The organism is Paenibacillus sp. LjRoot56, assembly GCF_964253335.1.
Classification (GTDB): Bacteria; Bacillota; Bacilli; order Paenibacillales; family NBRC-103111; genus Paenibacillus_E; species Paenibacillus_E allorhizoplanae.
The window spans coordinates 877,448-895,671 of the sequence record NZ_CAXURV020000003.1; the positions used below are offsets into that span (position 1 = coordinate 877,448).

12 protein-coding genes are annotated in these 18,224 nt (G+C 48.9%); 3 read left to right on the plus strand and 9 right to left on the minus strand.

The window, feature by feature from the left end:
- Positions 1 to 3: 3 nt before the first annotated feature.
- Together ACSQ8O_RS23035 and ACSQ8O_RS23040 are read right to left on the minus strand one after the other, a co-directional pair.
- On the minus strand, positions 4 to 1,620 hold the full coding sequence (locus ACSQ8O_RS23035) for a response regulator (RefSeq protein ID WP_436243507.1): 1,617 nt from the start codon (positions 1,618 to 1,620) through the stop codon (positions 4 to 6).
- Positions 1,621 to 1,732: 112 nt separating this feature from the next.
- Positions 1,733 to 2,773, minus strand: a complete 1,041-nt coding sequence (locus ACSQ8O_RS23040; RefSeq protein WP_436243508.1) for a LacI family DNA-binding transcriptional regulator — start codon at positions 2,771 to 2,773, stop codon at positions 1,733 to 1,735.
- Between the two features lie 236 nt (positions 2,774 to 3,009).
- On the opposite strand from ACSQ8O_RS23040, the gene ACSQ8O_RS23045 reads away from it, so the two are divergent.
- Both ACSQ8O_RS23045 and ACSQ8O_RS23050 read left to right on the plus strand, forming a co-directional pair.
- Positions 3,010 to 4,422 (plus strand): FAD-dependent oxidoreductase, encoded by a 1,413-nt coding sequence (locus ACSQ8O_RS23045; protein WP_436243509.1) that lies wholly within the window; start codon positions 3,010 to 3,012, stop codon positions 4,420 to 4,422.
- Between the two features lie 20 nt (positions 4,423 to 4,442).
- Positions 4,443 to 5,054, plus strand: coding sequence for an SGNH/GDSL hydrolase family protein (locus tag ACSQ8O_RS23050; RefSeq protein ID WP_436243510.1), 612 nt, complete (start codon positions 4,443 to 4,445; stop codon positions 5,052 to 5,054).
- A gap of 410 nt (positions 5,055 to 5,464) precedes the next feature.
- Here ACSQ8O_RS23050 and ACSQ8O_RS23055 read toward each other — a convergent pair whose 3' ends face one another.
- Together ACSQ8O_RS23055 and ACSQ8O_RS23060 are read right to left on the minus strand one after the other, a co-directional pair.
- The gene (locus tag ACSQ8O_RS23055; RefSeq protein WP_436243511.1) at positions 5,465 to 6,139 is read right to left on the minus strand and encodes a hypothetical protein; all 675 of its coding nucleotides are present in this window, start codon (positions 6,137 to 6,139) and stop codon (positions 5,465 to 5,467) included.
- A gap of 469 nt (positions 6,140 to 6,608) precedes the next feature.
- Entirely contained in the window at positions 6,609 to 7,376 is a 768-nt protein-coding gene (locus ACSQ8O_RS23060) for a phytanoyl-CoA dioxygenase family protein (RefSeq protein ID WP_436243512.1), read from the minus strand.
- 143 nt (positions 7,377 to 7,519) lie between these two features.
- On the opposite strand from ACSQ8O_RS23060, the gene ACSQ8O_RS23065 reads away from it, so the two are divergent.
- Entirely contained in the window at positions 7,520 to 8,290 is a 771-nt protein-coding gene (locus ACSQ8O_RS23065) for a helix-turn-helix domain-containing protein (RefSeq protein ID WP_436243513.1), read from the plus strand.
- Positions 8,291 to 8,300: 10 nt separating this feature from the next.
- Here ACSQ8O_RS23065 and ACSQ8O_RS23070 read toward each other — a convergent pair whose 3' ends face one another.
- The 5 genes from ACSQ8O_RS23070 to ACSQ8O_RS23090 form a co-directional block, all read right to left on the minus strand.
- On the minus strand, positions 8,301 to 9,182 hold the full coding sequence (locus ACSQ8O_RS23070; protein ID WP_436243514.1) for a TolB family protein: 882 nt from the start codon (positions 9,180 to 9,182) through the stop codon (positions 8,301 to 8,303).
- 97 nt (positions 9,183 to 9,279) lie between these two features.
- Entirely contained in the window at positions 9,280 to 11,337 is a 2,058-nt protein-coding gene (locus ACSQ8O_RS23075) for a heparinase II/III domain-containing protein (protein WP_436243515.1), read from the minus strand.
- Positions 11,334 to 12,104, minus strand: coding sequence for an SDR family NAD(P)-dependent oxidoreductase (locus ACSQ8O_RS23080; protein WP_436243516.1), 771 nt, complete (start codon positions 12,102 to 12,104; stop codon positions 11,334 to 11,336). Before ACSQ8O_RS23080 ends, ACSQ8O_RS23075 begins: the two co-directional genes overlap by 4 nt.
- A gap of 40 nt (positions 12,105 to 12,144) precedes the next feature.
- Complete coding sequence (locus tag ACSQ8O_RS23085) at positions 12,145 to 13,182, minus strand: SGNH/GDSL hydrolase family protein (RefSeq protein ID WP_436243517.1); 1,038 nt, start codon at positions 13,180 to 13,182, stop codon at positions 12,145 to 12,147.
- A gap of 33 nt (positions 13,183 to 13,215) precedes the next feature.
- On the minus strand, positions 13,216 to 17,526 hold the full coding sequence (locus ACSQ8O_RS23090) for a chondroitinase-B domain-containing protein (protein ID WP_436243518.1): 4,311 nt from the start codon (positions 17,524 to 17,526) through the stop codon (positions 13,216 to 13,218).
- Positions 17,527 to 18,224: the final 698 nt, after the last annotated feature.

Sequence of the window (18,224 nt, forward strand, 5' to 3'; positions counted from 1 at the left end):
TCTTTACATGACTTGATCGCGGAAGGTGCTCGGCGTATAACCCGTATATTTCTTAAATATTTTGCTAAAATAACTAGGATCCGAATACCCCACCGCATAACACACTTCATAAAATTTATTGGCGGGATCCTTCAGTAGCTCTTTCGCCCGCTCCACGCGAACCTTGGTCATATATTCGTTAATCGTTTCCCCAGTTTCTTGTTTAAAAAGCAAACACAAATACGTCGTAGACAGGAATACTTCCGTCGCGATATCGCCTACTTGCAAATTCTCCGAATACCGTTTATCGATAATCGCCCGTGTTCGTTCGATCACATTTTTGGATTTACCATTTCGTTTCTCACCAATGCGTTCACATACCTCGACCAAAAACACGTCAACAAGACGATGTAAAGCACCTAACGTTTCTTGCTGGAACACTTTGGCCATGAGCTCGTTTTCTTTGCTTTCGAGATTCTGCTTCTGGACATGAAGCTCCAACAATATTCGACTGGCTAGAAGCAGCAATTGAAGACTGATGTTACGTCCATAAGCAATACCATCTGTCCGATTACGCGACAGCGCATTGTACATTTCGTGCAGCTCTTCCTGCACTTTCAAGGTATCTGCAGACTTCAAGGATGAGATGATACGCTCCTGCTGTGAGGCATCAAACCGATACACACTCTCCTCGGCTTGTTCTAAATTGTCCATGGAAATGATCTGGTTTTTGCCTAAAAACCATCGTTGATCGGCCGCTTCCTTCGCTTGCGAATAGGATTGCGGCAGACTGGCAAGTCTGGAAATCCGTTCACCTACCCCGATCGTAACGCTGATTTTCAAATAATTATGAAGGCTTTCGCGGACTTCCTCTGCTAGGGTGAACAGCAAGCTTTCCTGATCATCTTCCTGAGCCATACGAAGAATTCCTACGAATTCGCCGATCTGATTTTCAAAAACATAGCCGCCAATCTTTCGCTCAATCAGCTCTTGCACAATATTCAGAACCGAATAGGATAGCAGCTGTTGGTCTCTCTCAGACCGCGTTTGTGCAACTTCAGTGGCATCATCGATCCGAATGGCAATGACCCAATAGGCTCCCTCCATTGGCAGCTGCAAATTAAGGAAATCGATACGATCCTGCACACGTGACGGGTAAATGACACCTTCCCGAATCAGTGACATAAGGAATTTCTCCTGCAGCAGGGGCATGCTCTGTATGAGCTTGACCTGCATATCTTCAATAAGCTTGCGCTCTTGCTGCTCAGCATTGAGAGAGCTTACTAACCGTTCGATAACTATCTCCAATTCGCCCAAATTGACAGGCTTAAACATATAATCAACCGCTTTAACCTTCAGCGCAGATTTCAAATACTCCGCATCATCGTGACCGCTAACGAACACAATTTTGATATGAGGAAAGCGTTCACTTAACTGGTTGGACATCTGAATCCCATCCATATTGGGCATTCGCACGTCGGTTAGGACAAGATCTGGCTTCTCACGCTCTATCACCTCAAGCGCTACGTCACCATCATCTGCTTCGCCTACAACCTCAATCCCATATGCCTTCCAGTCAAAATAATTACTTAACCCGAAACGTACTGTCGGTTCATCGTCCACAATGACAAGTTTATACATCTGGTGTCGGCCCCCCTAATCGCAGTTCTCTATATTATAACTTGGACAAAGCCATGAGACATAGGAGGATCTTATGATTTCTGGTGCGATCTTAAGGTTCGGATAGGCTGGCTTAAGATGAGATCCCTGCAGTTGTAAGACCAATATGGAATTCACCTTGAATGCGAATATGTTCAAAAGGCAATGTCGGATTGGCAATCCGCCACAGCATCCGATCCGCTGCGCGATATCCCGTTTGTGAGATCGGAAGAAGCGGACGTGTAAATTCCGGCAATACTTCAGGTTGTTCATTGAGGAAACCAACTAACGAAATCTCGTCTGGAACTCGGAGCTGAAGCACCTTGCAGGTGTCATAGACCACAGGCACTTCATGATCGATGCCGCAAATGATGGCAGTTGGCTGTTGTTGTTGAATTTGATTGAGGAGTTCGTTATGCCACTCCATATTACTGTCACGTGGGCCGATGCAATGCTCGGAAGGCGAGATCGTGATGCCAGAAGCTTGCATCGCATAGCCAAAAGCCTGCCAACGCAGAATAGATCCTCGCTGCATTAGGATGTCACCCACATACATAATACGCTCGTGCCCTTGACTTCGCAGATGAGCCACAGCCTGGCAAGTCGCTTCGTAGACATCCCAGATCACACTGTCAATTTTGACACCCGACGGTGGAAAACTTAGGAGAATTCGGGGAATGGGAAGCTCAAAAAGCACCGTTTCCCACTCCTGAGGCAAAATGCTCGGTGCAATGAATATACCGTCTGCATATAGGACTCCTGCTTCCTCTAGCCAAGCTGCCATCTTCTCTTGTTTTAGCCGCTGCGGCAGCATGAGCAGCTCAATGCGATGTCCGAAGGAGAAGAATCGATCTTGTAGACCTTGCAGCAGCAAGCGGTTATATGACACGGATTCTGCTGTCTGAACTAGCAGAAAACGCAGGCGCTCATTCGGGTAAGGCGCAATATGATCCAGCCTTAAACTGCGGATCTGGTCCATCGTGTAATAGCCAAGTTTCTCGGCTGTTTGGACAATGAGTTGGCGAGTCGCCTCCGACATGCCATGCTTGCCCTTCAGCGCTTTATTCACGGTTTGCACCGTTAAGCCAAGCTCGATCGCGATTGTTTTCATTGTGACTGCTTTGCGGGTTGGCATGGGGTTGATTACACCTCCAATACGTTGTTTGAAACGGACAAAAGTTAAAAGACATAACTGACATGACTTATTCATGTCCACTATATCACGCTTACTTTTTGGATGAAACAAAAATTAAACTAGTTCCTTCGTTACGGCGATCTATAATGAAAACAAAGGCTTTCTGAATATGTAAACGCGAAAACAATACGGCGGTTTAGACTCGCCAATGTCCACCCACTAGGAGGAAAATTCGAATGACTAACTCATCTACTAACAACTTAACCGTAACCATACCTGCTCAAAAGCTAACTGTCAGTCACACCCCTGATGTCGTCGTTGTTGGCGGTGGTGCTACTGGTATTGCCGCTGCAATTGCGGCAGCGCGTAATGGTGCCAGCACGCTCTTAATCGAGCAAAGGGGCTACCTAGGCGGCATGGGAACTGCTGCACTTGTACCTGCATTTTGCCCATATACCGATGGAGAAAAGCCTGTTATTCGTGGTATTGGCCTCGATTTGTTAGAAAAAATGAAACACGCAGCTGATGAGGATTTCCTTAACCGTTATGAACAATTGCTGGACTGGGTTCCGATCGATGTGGAAACGCTCAAACGTGTCTATGATGCCGAAGTACTTGCCAGCGGTGCACAAGTGCTATTCCATACCGTTGCTGATCAAGTGCTGCTTGACGGGGATCGCATCAGCGGGCTTGTCATTAGCAATAAATCTGGCCGCTCCGTCGTGCAAGCAAAGTTGTACATTGACGCATCCGGAGATGCGGATCTTGCAGCATTAGCTGGGGTTCCTTTTCAAGTTGGGGGCGAGAATGGTGAGCTTCAGCCGGGTACGATGTGCTATGTCGTTACGGGTGCAGATAAGGATCGCTTCAGTCAATTTCTCGCTGAAACAGGACAGCATCCGCAGCTTGAAGAACTCGTGACCTTAGCCCAGCAAAATGGTGAACTTCCAGAAGGACGCAAACGCGTTTCAGGCATGGCATGGATTTCGAACTCTGTAGTTGGCTTTAATTTTGGCCACGTCTTTAATATCGATGGAACAAAAGCAGAGGATTTAACTCGTGCTGCGATCGAAGGCCGTCAGTTAATTGATACACAAATCCGTTTCTTGAAGAAATATGTGCCTGGCTTTGAGAACATTTTCCTTGTTCATTCCGGCGATCAAATCGGTATTCGTGAAACTCGCCGTATTCAAGGCGACTACACCCTTGTCGTGGATGATTTCCTCTCGATGCGTACTTTCGAGGACGATATTGCCCGTAATTCCTACTTTATTGATATCCATTTGGCGAATGCCGGCTCCACGATGACGATTAAGCATCTGCCAAAAGGAAAATCCCACGGCGTGCCTTATCGCTGTATGCTTCCGCAAGGCAAATCGAATCTCATCGTCGCAGGACGCTCTGTTTCGTCTGATCGTCCAGTGCAAGGTTCTCTTCGCGTAATGCCGAATTGCTTCGCCATGGGTGAAGCTGCTGGTGTTGCAGCTTCGATGGCGAGCGTTATGGATATTGGCTTCCGTGATGTGTCCATCCCTGAATTACAGCGCAAATTGATCGAGCAAGGTGCCTATCTGGGAGACAATCCAGGACTCGCATATGCAGATCAAGAGGTCGCTGTCGGGTCTGTTCATTATGAAAACGAGAATTAATCGAAAGGGGACTCTCTGGCATGCTTAACAAATGGGAGGGGAAAACCTGGGGGACTCTCGGCGATAGCATCACCGAAGCTGATGGCTATCAGCCGCTAGTCCAGGAAGCGCTAGGCTTCGCAAGCGTGATCAACTATGGCAAAAGTGGCTGTCCCATGACAGCTGGCGGTGATCGTGACTATGGAGCGACGACTCATGTTGGTCGGATGATCGACACTACCTTAGATTGCGTCACCATCTTCGCTGGTGTGAATGATTTTCGTTTAGATAAGCCGATCGGGGAGTTAGGGAGTAAGGACGTGTTTACGTTTCACGGTGCGTATGCCACGTTGATCGAGGACATTTTGACGAAAAATCCAACATGTCGTTTGAGTTTGTGGACACCGCTGCAGCGAGATAAAGATCAGTATGACATTTTCTATGTCAACGCAGCCGGTCATCGCCTCATTGACTATGTGGAGGCTATCAAGCAGATTGGCTTGCTGTATGGGCTGCCTGTGCTTAATCTGTATGCCGAAAGCGGACTAAACAAGCTGACGCTACCCCACTTCACTTCGGATGGCTTGCATCCGAATGAGGCTGGCCATCGGCGGATTGCTGATATAGTTGTGCCGTTTTTGTTGGGTTTGTAAAAAAGTATGGAAACAGCCGATCTCGGGGGTTAGATACCTGGGGTGGCTGTTTTTTTTCGTGGGGGAAAATGGTGTAGAACTAGTGAGAGGACTGATGTGGCGGGGCAGGGTGAGTGACTAGCGGGATCTCAGGTGCGCGGGGCTGGGTAAGTGAATAGTGGAAGTTCTGGTGCGCGGTGCGGGATGAGTGGATAGTGAGAGAGTAGCTGGATTGGGCAAGGTTGCGAAATAACTGGATATTATCCAGCTAATTCAGCAACTTTAGTCTGATTATTGAGAATAGATGGAAAAGGTCCATCTATTCTCTGCCTTTATGGCACAATCAGTTGTTTTCGCTGAAATCAGCTGTATAATTTCCAGATAATTAAATAAATCGATGATTTCTCGATAAATTAGCTGTATGTTTTCCATTAATCTATGTTGGCGAGCAAGACATTTCCAGCTAATGTGTACTTAACGATGCGCTGCCCCTTTCCGCTATAGGCTGGTGTGAGCATGCCTTTCGAGCAAAGCTTCTTCAGCATCATGACCGCTGTCCGATGATCGATATCAAAATGCTGCTCCACATCCTTCGGCCGAATCGGCTCTGCACGCTGAACGGCGAGACGAAGGACTTCTTTTTCTGCCATGTGGGCGCGTAGAACTGGCGTTGCACTCGCTTGATATCTCGCCATCACCATTCGCAGCAAGGCTATACAGAGCTCCGGCATTTGCTCAACATCATCATAAGCGAAGGAAATGACTTGATACCCCATCGCATGAAGAAACGTTTCGCGATTCAATTCATTGCAAAATTTCTGCCTGTCCAGATCACGAACATGCGTGGCATAGCCTTTTATTTCTATCAGCAGCTTCACAAAGCCTGGCAACCACGCGAAATCCGCAAAATAGGAACGCCCGCGCCAATCAAGCACCTCATATTCAGGGTGAAGATGCTCGAAGTCACCACGTAAAATCCACCAAATTTGTTTCGCAAAAAGCGCTTCCCCATGCCCATGTCCTCTCTCCAATCTGCCGCGCCGCTCCCCACTACGGTTGTCCAAATGCGTCCGAATAAACATGTTATGCTCTTCTGCAACATTCATTTTTCTCATCCCCCTCTAGATAAACAGAAAAACGCCCCGCATCCACTCGAATGAATGGAACGGGACGTTCTTCGTCACTTATTTGTCATTATAAGGGAATTCTAAGTGAATGACTAGTCCTGATTATCTAGATACTGCGGAAACTGAGCAGGTACCGATACACTTTTTTAAAAAAATAACTGGATTTCCTGTAGCTAATTTGGAGCGATTTTCTTGTTTTATTAAAATAACTGGAGAATCTACATGTAATATCGGTAGAAACAAGGATATCGCACTCAAACACGCAAATTAGCTGTACATTTTCCATTTAAATGGATAAATTTGCACAATCCCCTGGAATTAGCTGTACTTTTTCCATCTATTGCGAGTGTGGGGTCGAACGTGTATCGCTGAACGTGTATCTACATTCGTGCATCTACATTCGTGCATCGCCCTACGTGTATTTGCATTCGTGTGAATAGTTCAAGGACTACAAGAAATAATACTGATTCAGATCCTTGCCCTTCAAAGCATAACGCTTGTAGTGCTGGTAATGCGCCTTATACAGGTCGCCATCCTTCGCTGGTGCGTATGTTAGGAACAGCTGCTTGCGGCTTTTATCCGATGTATTCGTTCCACTTTGATGCGGTGTGAAGGAGTGGAAAATAATAACGTCTCCCGGCTTCGTCTCAACGATTTCACCCGTACTAGGGTCGATTTCTGCGATTTCCTGCGCGTTCATATTCCTAAGCTCCCCTGGCGTTGAGCGAAGACGCTCGTGGTACCCTGGGAACAGCTCCAGCCCGCCATTCACAACGGTAGCCCCATCAATCGCAACCATCACGCTGATAAGCCCCTTGATCGGGAAGCCTTGCCACCAAGCAGCATCCTGATGCATGCTGTAGCCGTTCGCGCCTGGCAGCTTGAAGATCAGTTTATCTTTGAACAGCTGCGGCTCATCCAAATAAATGTCACGAAGCGGTGTTAGAATCCGCTCATCCTTCACCAAATCCGCGAACACCGCAGAAATATCATGAACCGGGTCCAGTCGTTCAATTTTCACTTCACCGTTTGCATACCCTTTGTGCCCTGCTCGCACATTATTCGGTGCCGTGTAAGCATCTAGCGTTAGGAGCTTGTCACATTCCGCTTGAAGCACGATGGCTTCTTGCTCGCTGAACACATTTCGCAGCACAAGATAGCCTTTCTCGTTGTAGCTTTGAATCTGTTCTGTGGTAAGAATGTTGATTTTTTTCATGTGTGTAATCTCCTTTGTTTGTTGCTTATATTTGCTTCCATGACTTAATAGTACTCCGAGTTATTTACATTGCACATGCACTGGTTTATGATATTTCATATACTTTTTTGCAAATGAACCTTCACATAGAAAGGTGAACCGCGATGCCACCTATCCAAATGATTCGATACTATTGCAGCGGAATTAGGGATAGCTTCATGCTGGAAGAAGATATGTATAAAGACTGGGTTCTGCTTGCCCCCCAATTCGGTGGATTCTCTTACAACTTAAGCTCTAGTACAGAAGAAGATTTCCAAGAAGTGTCGGTCGGTGAGCTTGTCATTTGTCCGCCGGGCACATTGTTAAAGCGTAAAGTAACGTCACCCCTCTCCTTTATTTTCATAGAATTCAGCTCAGAGCGCACGTATTCCCATGGCAAAATCATGATCCGAGATATTCAGCGTTTAACATCCACCTTCACTTATTTGCGACATCTATCCGATGAGCCATCCGATAAAAATGGAACCTACGCAAACCACTTAATCGCGGATCTTCTGTTCCAGATTGAGAAAGAACAAGAGCATATTCCATCCTACCAGCAGGACAAAACAGACCCGATCACCTATCGAGCCCTGGCCTATATCGAGCAGCATGCTTTCGGAGCTCACTTTCAGTTGCAAGACCTCGCGAAGGAGCTTGGCCTCAGCGCTTCACAGTTAACAAGACGTTTTCAGCAGGTATATAAGCTCTCCCCCATTGCTTACGCCACCACACTTCGTCTTCAAAAGGTACGCTCCTTACTCGTCGACACCGATCTAACGCTTGAGGACATCGCTGAGCAGTGCGGGTATCAGAATGCTTTTTATATGAGCCGCATGTTTAAAAGCAAAATAAAAATAAGCCCCTCGATATATCGAAGGACTTACCGTTTCTAAAAAGCTCAACCTACTTCTTCAATTTATAGCTAACAAACGCTAATTTCTGGCTATCGGGCGACCACGAGTTGACGTTGATTGTCCCTTGTCCGCCAAACAGCGAAACTAAGGTCCGAGAAGGGCCTCCCGTACTCGCCATTAATCGAATTTCAACCTCTTTATTCGGGGGATGCGCATTAGGCTCGACATCTCCTTCGCGATAAACAATATAGGCAACCGTGTTCCCATCTGGGGATACGTGAGGAAACCAATTATTACTCTGCTCATCTGTCATTTGCGTCTGCTCACTGCCGTCTACGTTCATTCGCCACACCTGCATCAAGCCGGATCGTGTGGAATTAAACCAGATATGCTGACCATTTGGCGAATATTCAGGACCATCATCAAGTCCAAGGACATCTGTCAGCTGTCGCTCCACACCACCCTGAACGGGAATCGTATAAATATTGTACACGCCATTCCGCTCTGCACAATAGGATAATTCACGACCATTCGGTGACCACCCATGCAGATAGCTTGGGGCCATTGCTGTAATCAATGTAGGCTGACCACCAGCTAACGGAAGCACATAAATTCGTGACTGCCCGTCTTCCTCCGTATGATGACTAACCGCAATCTGCGAATTATCCGGGGACAGCACATGATCATTATTACACCAATTCGCATAGCCAGAATCGATCACTTTGCTTTCACCTGTAGCCATTTCGTAAGCGTAGAGCAGGCCTCTCCGGTTGTAAATGAGACGCTCACCATCACTCGTCCAGTTCGGAGCCTCAATTAGATCATCGAATTCAGCCAATACGTGACGTTCCCCTGTGCCCACATCCACAATTTCAAGAAAACTAATGACATGCCGTTCTTCCCGCTTGCGAGGCTCCTGCAACGTATTCATGGGATACACCGTCCTTTATAGTTCCATCATACTCACTCCCTAAAAGTACTGTCAAATTTGACCAAAACAGTGCCTACTTTAAGCAAAAAAAGAGCTGCTAAACAATCAGCAGCCCTTTTTCTGGTAAAAGTTGAACGGTCGTCGTGCGACCATCTGCGGTAATGCCAATGTGATCCTTAGCGAAAAGTCCTAGCATCGCTCCCGCTCCAATCCGATACACATGGATGAAGCTAGCCTGTTTACTAGGTTGGCGATGCAGCAACGCAGTCAGTGGTACGCTCGGGTCGATGGAATTTCCTGGTGTTCGAACCATCAACAATTCTTGGCCCGGAAGCACCAATGCCGTTTGATGAATCAGGACACCGTCATGTGAAAGCAAATACTTCATGCTAACATTCGATTCTTCAGGGAAAAAGCGCCCCACGATAGGCAACTCTGGCAAGTTTGGTTGGGTATGAATAGGTGGATAGATAGCATTATCCGCAAAAGAGAGCTCTACTAGCTGCTTCGATAGTGGCGCAACTACGGGATGCATCCACCACTCGATCGACTGACGCCCTTCGCTCAAGAGCGTGACATCGAACCAATCCAGCAGCCAGTCGCTTGTTAAAAGAAGATGACGATTCAACCTGCAGCCTTCGTAGGCCGCATCACTTTGCAGCCATGCGTAGGTGCTTGCTTCTGTTTGCTCAAAGCGCACACACCGCCCCGTATGCTCAGCTTGCGATTTACCGCCTAGTGAAACCGTGTTATGACTGGCGGTCTCACCAAACCACGGACGCAGCGTGGATCCATACGGAACTACGCCGAAATCTGGCGTAAGTGTCTGGTCCTTATGCATCAACGTCAGGTGCAGCTTATCAAGGTGCCCGTGAGCACCCCCGTGTTCGCCAAAATCCACAAGAAAAGACAGCGGGTTATCCGCCTGTCTCCCGACAACAAAACCAGATGCTGGCCAAAGCTTTGAACCGCGCGACTTCGTAAGAGCCTCGGAGGGAAGCGCTACGGATGCCGTAGCGCCATACAGCAGCGCTTCAAGCCCGCAGCGCGAGCCGTCCGCGGAGCCCATCTGCCGATATGCCTCGCGCAGAATCGGCTCGAGGCCTTCCACCGCATAGTGGCTCAGCCCCAGCTCGGCTACCTCTGCGATTTCGCGGGCATATGGCAGCCGCTCCATCGGACCGTCGTGCAGCGCTGGCAGCACGCCTTGGTCATCGGCAAGCTCCGCTAGCGCCTCTACCATGCCGCGCATGGATTGCCCTAGCGATCCCTCGCACGCGTAGAGATCCCGATCGCATCGCTTCGCCATCTCAGCGAAGATCAAATACGCTCGCAGCACGAAAACATGATAATACGTGCTGCCTTCGAACTCCAGCTGATCGGGCTTCACGCCGATCGACAAATGATGCCGGAAGCCACCCTCGGCTTCCACTAATGCCTCCAGCTCCTGCCGCTCCCCTCGGGCGGCATAAACACAAGCCAGCGATGCGTTCAACCAGGCGGTATAATTGTTCTCCGCATTGTTCCGCTCGTGGATCAAAATCCCACGATACACACGCATGCTTTCTTCCAGCAGATGAAGGAAAGTATCTATTTTACGCTGCTCATCAGCGCTAAAAACTACCCCTTCATCCAACAGCAGGCCATACGCCCGAATCAGCGTCGTGGACCATATCGATTCCGTCAGCGCTTGATGAAACGCGCGCCCCTTCAGCATCCAAGGCTGTGCATCTGGATGCACAGGATACAGCGGGAACTGCGCCGCATACGCCACGATCAGCCGCTTGCTCATTTCGGCATAGGCGTAGTCGCGCTGCCCCGCATAGACAGCAGCAGCCTGCAGCGCGATCCGCGCGAGCTGCTGGTGCTTATACACCAGCCAGGCGCCTCGGTACTCGGCGCCTTCCACCACACAGCCGTGCGGACAATGAAACTGCGTCGCATCGGCTACGGAAGGATCGAACAGCAGCTCCGTGTGGTGCTGCGGACACACATACTGGTGCCACCAACCTCCTGGCTCCAGTGGAATGATCAGACTGCCGCTAGCCTGCAGCCCATCCATCTCTTCCTTCAGCGAGTTCGCCACCTCACTCGCCCAAGCTAAGCGCTGAATCTTCGCGCGAATTGATTCGCTCACCTTAACGGCATCGCTCATCGCATCATCATCCCGCCGTTAACCTCAATCGTTTCCCCCGTTAGGTAGCCAGCTAGCTCAGATGCCAAATACAGAACCGCACCAGCCACATCCTCTGGTGTGCCTTCGCGCCCAAGTGGAATGCCACCGATGGTAGCTTGACGCGCAGCGTCACTTGTGAAGGTGGCGTGGAACATCGTGTTGCCAATGAACCCTGGCGACACGTTATTTACAGTGATACCACTTGCCGCTACTTCTTTGGCAAGCCCTTTCGAATACGCCATCACAGCAGCTTTGCTAGCCGCATAAATGCTAGAACCAGGTCCACCACCGTTATAGGCAGCAACCGATGACATATTAATAATGCGGCCGGCACCTTTGGCTTTCATGCCGGGCAGCACTCTTTTGCACATAAACACCGTGCTTTTCAAATTCACATTCATGATGCGCTCATACATATCCTCGGTCATCTCTGCGTTCGGCACTCGCTGCACTAAATGACCTGCGTTATTCACCAGAATATCGATGGAACCGCCAAATGCCTTCTCAACCTCGTTTACTAGCCGATCAATTTGATTGGGATCCGTCACATCTGCTTGCACAAGAATGGCCTCCCCGCCAGCCGCACGAATGGCCGCCACCGTTTCTTCGCCCTGAGCTATGTTAGAAAGGTAATTCACGCCAACCTTCGCTCCATTCGCAGCTAAAGCCTGAGCAATCGCTCGACCAATCCCCGCATTTGATCCTGTAACAAGCGCAATTTTCCCAGTAAAATTAATTCCATTCATATGATTTCTGCCTCCTATTGAATACCTTTTTATATGTTGATCAACCTTGTGCAGCCCGTAACTTATCCACAGAAGGTCGTAAAAACCCAGCCAATTGCTCCCCCATCCGACTATGTCCATAATCCGAAGGATGAATCAAATCACTTGTCAAAGAAGTAAAATCAATCATGATCTGCGCCCCATCTAACAGGGTTAAATTCGCATGCTGACGACTCTCAACGTACCGTTTTAACACATCATTAAATTGCTTTTCAGCCACACCAAACGGATGTGCCGTATCATGAAAATACGTTGCCCGATTTGGATATATCGTTGTCACAAGAATCGGTTTCGTAGGGTGATTACGGATGATCCCATCCAATAAATAAGTCGCGCGATGCTGAAATTCCTCGGTGCTCACGGTTCCCCTCATATTGACGCCCAGTTCCAGATAGGCCAAATCCCAATCCTCCCGCTCCGCCAAATGGTCCGCTAGCTCCGGCTCACAATAGCAAGACCCGCTGAGTCCTAGATTCAACACATCCGTACCAAGACGGCGTGCCGTCTGCTGGACATAGCCATTATAATGACTTAACGCACCCGCCCCTTGTGTAATCGACGAACCGTAGGCAAGCATGGTCAATTGCGGTACTTCCTGACGCTCAGGAGGCCTAATCGCAAAGCCATAAGCATCTATGTCATAAAAGATCGCTGTAAACCGGTCGCAATAGATACGCCACACTTTTGAAGAGAACGCGACATTATCCAGTAACTCCGAAGGTACCTCAGCAAATCTTTCTGGTGCTTCCAATTGTAAAGTCGTGACGACACCTGCCTTCAAGTCATACGCAGCATGGAAAAAATCGCCTCTGAAAACGAGCGCACGTCCATCCTTTTCTTGCGCAGCCATCGTCACTCTGATATTCGCAGCCTCTGTCACAAATCGAATCTCACAGCCGCTAGACTCGGCAGCCTTGGTTCGGCCTTTTTCGGTTAGCGATTCGCGAACCTGCTTGGGAAACCGTTGTAGCCTAAGACTAGGTAGATACATACTCGATTCCAACTCCGCTGTATTATGAAACGCCACATTGTCCAGCATCGCTTCTCTCCACGCTTTCTCTCTATGTTTGAATTACGGGGTAATCGTTGTAAAAATAAGGGTTGGTGCCTTGTTACTATCCGTATATTCTCTGGTATATACGGTAGCTGGATTATCGTCCGACACCATCGTTAACCGGAAGCTAAGTGTGCCGTCACTTTGGGTTTGGACATACTTCGTCACGTCAAATGTCACGTAGTTGCCAGCAGTTACTGGTATATCGCCTGCATCTACATCGGTAAATGCTCTTGCTGGCTGGTTCGCCGCTGTAATGAGCGTTGGATCCCAGCTATCCGAGGCAATCCCATGGAGCATGAGATCGGCTCCGGCCTGTGCACTTGCGACATACAATCGCAGCTGAACCGTATCCACGGTACTTGTTAAGGTCGGGGTAGCTACTTTCATGTAACCCGCCTGCTTCCCGCCATCTGTCTGAATAAGCATCGTTGTCGTTGTACTGTAATTTGTGTTGGCATTGGTCGATGTAACGCTGTCCACATACGTATCTGCATCCACAACTTTCGTTGTTTGTGATGGTGTTTTTACCGTGATGGTCAGAGCGGAAGATGTGAATCCGTTATATGTTGCCGATACAGTAGCACTTCCTAAACCAACGCCGGTAATACCGCCGCTGCCCGATACCGACACAACACTTGCCTGACTACTTGTAAAAGCAGCACCTGCCCCAGTGACGTCTTCCGTTGAGGCGTCTGCGAAGTGTGCGGTCACTAGAAGCTGCTTCACTCCACCGCCGAGCGCGATACTCGCCGGTACACCTGAGATCGTAATGCTCGTCATAGCAGGCGTAACCGCTGTTACGGTATTGCTTGCCGTTGTTCGATTCGCTTGATCCATCGCTTCCACTTTGAATGTGTACGACGTGCCTGGTAGAAGACCCGTTGCTGTATAAGAGGTCTTATTCCCAAAAGTAGTATCGTACAGAACGCCGTTACGATAAATGCGATAACCAACAATATTTGTATCATCATTTGCCGCTGGCCAGTTCAACGTTACTTGACGCGGAGTTACAGTTCCAAGTGATAACGGTGTGCCTGAGCTCCAGCTTGGTGCCGTGAGATCTGTCAGAAGATCAGCGATGTACTCATCTGCTCCGACATCGGGAACACCCGCTCTTGCTTCGTGCTCTACATCTTCCGTCACGAAGGACAGTGCGCCGCCACTGCCATAATTGCCAACCGAGCTATTGATCGCTGGGCTGTTAGCTGCAAGCTTTTTATAAGGAATCGTTCTAAGTCTGTCATACTCACTTGAGGTCCAAAGCCATGCGAAGTCCGTCGGACTCAAATTCAGCACCGCTTCTTTCATCATCGGATAAGCAACTTTCACTTCCGATTCAGTAAGTGCAGCCGAATTTCCCGTAATTAGGGGCACACCTTGCTGTGGAAACATGATATTGCCAGACCAGCTTAAGCCTGGGATTGGCGTCATAATTTTAATGAGTTCTTGCTGACCACCAACAACCACATTATTGGCAAAAGTTACATTCTGCGGAGCCATGCCGTAACGCACAAATCCCAGCTCGATCCCGCTTTTATTGTCCACGAGTGTGTTGTTTGCGATCATGATATTCTTGGCAATGTAGTGATTATTGCTTGGGATCGGCTGCGTCAAATTATCGTTATCGCCTGTAGTGAGGGCAATCGTCGCATCCCACTCCGTTCCTGTCAGCCCTTGAAAATAATTGTTATACACCTTGTGATTCTGACCGTAAACCCGCACACCCCCTGTACCTAACGTTCGGCTATCTGGGTTAGTTGGAAGTACTTCACGACCATTTCCAATAAACATGTTCCCATAGACGCTAGAACCGTTGCCTGATCTAAGGGAGACTTCGCCTAAGGATTCAATGAAATAGTTATAGCGAATGACATTGCCGCCGCTTTTGACGGAAACATATTCAGGGTCACTGTCGACATGGTCGAAAATGTTGTACTGAATCGTCGCATACGCATTCAGATGCACCAAATCCGTCACACCGAGGCGGATGCCTTCGGATTCATTTTCCTGACGAGGCAGCGTATTGCGGAAAATATTGTATTCCACCACATCGTACTGGGTAATTTCGTACGTACCCGCTACGGTGTCTCGGTTGCCGTCGAAGAGTATAAACTTGCCGCGATCCTTTTTATTTTCCATCAAATTGTGGTCTACTTGGTTGTGATGAGAGCTCCAACCGTCGATATACACCCAGCTGGATTTTGTCGCATCTGTCACTGAGCTTGGTGAGTGAAAATAATTGTTCGTGATCCGCATATGGTTACAGCCTGTAATTCGAATCCAGTTTGAAGCTGTACTGTCCATGACGAACGTCATATCTTGGATGGTGATGTAGGAGCTGTCTGTGAATTTGATCGGACCGGCATTGAAAACGGCCATCCCTTTATTCTTCGCTTTGATCACGATAGGATTACTGGCATCGCCATGTTTGCCTGTGATGCTAAAGGAAGCATAGTTCCCATTCTCTAGCTCAATCACAGTACCTGGGTTTGCTGCATTAATGGCTTGCGCGAGCTGGGTTGAGTTGCTTACAGAGACAGGTGGGTTCGCAATGGTTTGCGGTACCGCTGATATAGCTGGCGTGCTATTTGAACCTTCACCCGGTGTATTCACAGCACTAACCACAAAATAGTAGGTCTGACCAACCGTTAAGCCAGTCACCGTATAATTCGTTGTGGAGATCGGTGAGCTGTTCACCGTTGTGAAAGGTCCACTCCCACTAGACGCCATCTTCACGTTGTAGCCAGTTGCTGTAGCCGAAGCTGTCCATGCGACGTTCACGACACCTGTGCTAGGTAGGGACGTCGTTACGTTCGTCGGCGCATTCGGTACTGTCGGGGATGGTGTCGATCCACTTGTTGCTGTTGCTGTTACATCGTCAAATGCCGTCGTACCCGCATAACTATAAAGGCCGACTTGACCTGTTGTATACGGTGTCGTGTCTGTTCCTGAGAGGATAAGCGTGCTGCCGTAATAGCCTTCGAGTTTCAAGCTGCCATCCGAGTTCTGGGTCGATTGGAGCTTCATTGGTAAGTAGCCTAGACTATCAAAAGATGTGCTTAGCATCGTATTCGTGACGGAGACACCGCTAGCGTTCGGCGTTCCTGCTGTTTGCGGCACGCTGATCTTCGAGCTGCCTGTCACCTTTTCCAAATAAAACTGATAGCTGGATGAGTTTTTCTTCATCGTAAACCGGTAATACGTCGCCGTTGCGCCGCTTCCCGAGTATCTGGCGACGAGTCCGGCATAGGTGCTGTTCGCGCCGGTCACTTTTAGCTTACCCGTTAACGTGAGGTCGCCTGTCTGGATTGCAGGGGTCGTTGCTCCCCACTGATCATTCGTTAGGACATACGTGACACCTGTTGTGGTGTCCGTTTGTTTGAGGAAGTGATTGAGCCCGACTGCGGCGGTCTCTTCCCCCATCTGCCAGCTTGTGCTGCCGCCCACGACAGTCTTCCAAGGCTGGGTGCTGGTGGAAGCGTTACCAACTGGTGACGTATAGCCACTTATGGCATTGCCATAGCTTTCGAAGTCTTCTTTAGCCGTTTTGAGTTCCACTTGGATATCGTCAAACGCTGTCGCGCCCGCATAACTGTACACGCCGACTTGACCGGATGTATATGGGGTCGTGTCTGTTCCCGAGAGGATGAGCGTGCTGCCATAGTAACCTTGGAGCGATAGACTGCCATCCGTGTTTTGGATCACTTGCAGCTTAACAGGCAAGTAGCCGAGACTATCGAAAGATGTGCTCAACGTCGTGTTAGTGACGGAAACACCACTTGCATTCGGGGTGCCTGCCGTTTGGGGCACGCTGATCTTCGTGTTGCCTGTTACTTTTTCAAGATAAAACTGATAACTGGAAGAGTTTTTCTTCATCGTAAAACGGTAATACGTAGCCGTCGTTCCACTGCCCGAGTATCTGGCGACGAGCCCAGCGTACGTGCTGTTGGCGCCGGTCACCTTGAGTTTACCTGATAAAGTGATGTCGGTTGTCTGAATCGCTGGCGTCGCAGCGCCCCACTGGTCATTCGCTATGACATACGTGACTCCTGTAGTTGCATCCGTCTGTCTAAGAAAGTGATTCTGTGTCGCTCCACCGGATGCGGCTTCCTCGTCCATGGACCAACTCGTGCTGCTGCCAACGACAGTTTTCCATGGCTGGGTGCTGGTCGATGTGCTCCCAACTGGTGAGGTGTAGCCGGATGTTGCGTTGCCATAGCTTTCAAAGTCCTCCGAAAGCGGCAGTCCTGCTGCTGAGGCTGCAGGTGCAGGGATGATGGCCAGACACAGGGATAAAAGCAAAAGTACGGACAATATGCCACTCAAAAGCTTCCGTTTCCTAACCATCATGTCATTCATAAATATAAATTCACCATCCTTTATATTGAACTAAGACTCATTATAGTTAGGTGTGACGCTGAAACACATGATCGAATTTAAGCAGCATTGTGTTTTTTTAAACAGGTGAGGGAACGTTGGTGCGCTATTATTATGTATTCAGCCTATGTGCGAAGGTGAGGGGAACGTCAGTGCGCTATTTGCAACGTTTACGTGTGAGTATGATGGTTTTTTGGGGAATAGCGCATCCTCGTTCCCTTCCGGCTAGAAAAAGTCTGTTTTACTCGGAATAGCGCACCCTCGTTCCCCTTGGGGGAAGGATGCAGCAAAAAGCCCCGCTCCCGTGTGGGGGCAAGGCTTTGGGATGGGGGTGCTGGGGTGCTGGGGTGCTGAGTTCCTGAGTTACTGGATTGTTGAGTTCCTGAGTTGCTGGGTTGCTAGGGTGCTGAGTTGCTCTATTGCGGAGTTCCTGAGTTCCTGAGTCGCTGTGTTGCTGAGTTGCTGAGTCGCTGAGTTACTGAGTCGCTGAGTCGCTGAGTTGCTGGGTTGCTAGGGTGCTGAGTTGCTCTATTGCTGAGTTCCTGAGTTCCTGAGTCGCTGAGTTGTTGAGTCGCTGTGTTGCTGAGCTGCTAGGCTGCTCGGTTAAGCAGGCTCAATAAGCCTTGGTTAAGGCCAAGCCTGAACAG

What these genes read in the sequence shown, in the direction of transcription:
- ACSQ8O_RS23035 (WP_436243507.1), bottom strand. Translation starts at nt 1,620, where the DNA reads ATGTATAAACTTGTCATTGTGGACGATGAACCGACAGTACGTTTCGGG.
- ACSQ8O_RS23040 (WP_436243508.1), bottom strand. Translation starts at nt 2,773, where the DNA reads ATGCCAACCCGCAAAGCAGTCACAATGAAAACAATCGCGATCGAGCTT.
- ACSQ8O_RS23045 (WP_436243509.1), top strand. Translation starts at nt 3,010, where the DNA reads ATGACTAACTCATCTACTAACAACTTAACCGTAACCATACCTGCTCAA.
- ACSQ8O_RS23050 (WP_436243510.1), top strand. Translation starts at nt 4,443, where the DNA reads ATGCTTAACAAATGGGAGGGGAAAACCTGGGGGACTCTCGGCGATAGC.
- ACSQ8O_RS23055 (WP_436243511.1), bottom strand. Translation starts at nt 6,139, where the DNA reads ATGAATGTTGCAGAAGAGCATAACATGTTTATTCGGACGCATTTGGAC.
- ACSQ8O_RS23060 (WP_436243512.1), bottom strand. Translation starts at nt 7,376, where the DNA reads ATGAAAAAAATCAACATTCTTACCACAGAACAGATTCAAAGCTACAAC.
- ACSQ8O_RS23065 (WP_436243513.1), top strand. Translation starts at nt 7,520, where the DNA reads ATGCCACCTATCCAAATGATTCGATACTATTGCAGCGGAATTAGGGAT.
- ACSQ8O_RS23070 (WP_436243514.1), bottom strand. Translation starts at nt 9,182, where the DNA reads ATGAATACGTTGCAGGAGCCTCGCAAGCGGGAAGAACGGCATGTCATT.
- ACSQ8O_RS23075 (WP_436243515.1), bottom strand. Translation starts at nt 11,337, where the DNA reads ATGAGCGATGCCGTTAAGGTGAGCGAATCAATTCGCGCGAAGATTCAG.
- ACSQ8O_RS23080 (WP_436243516.1), bottom strand. Translation starts at nt 12,104, where the DNA reads ATGAATGGAATTAATTTTACTGGGAAAATTGCGCTTGTTACAGGATCA.
- ACSQ8O_RS23085 (WP_436243517.1), bottom strand. Translation starts at nt 13,182, where the DNA reads ATGCTGGACAATGTGGCGTTTCATAATACAGCGGAGTTGGAATCGAGT.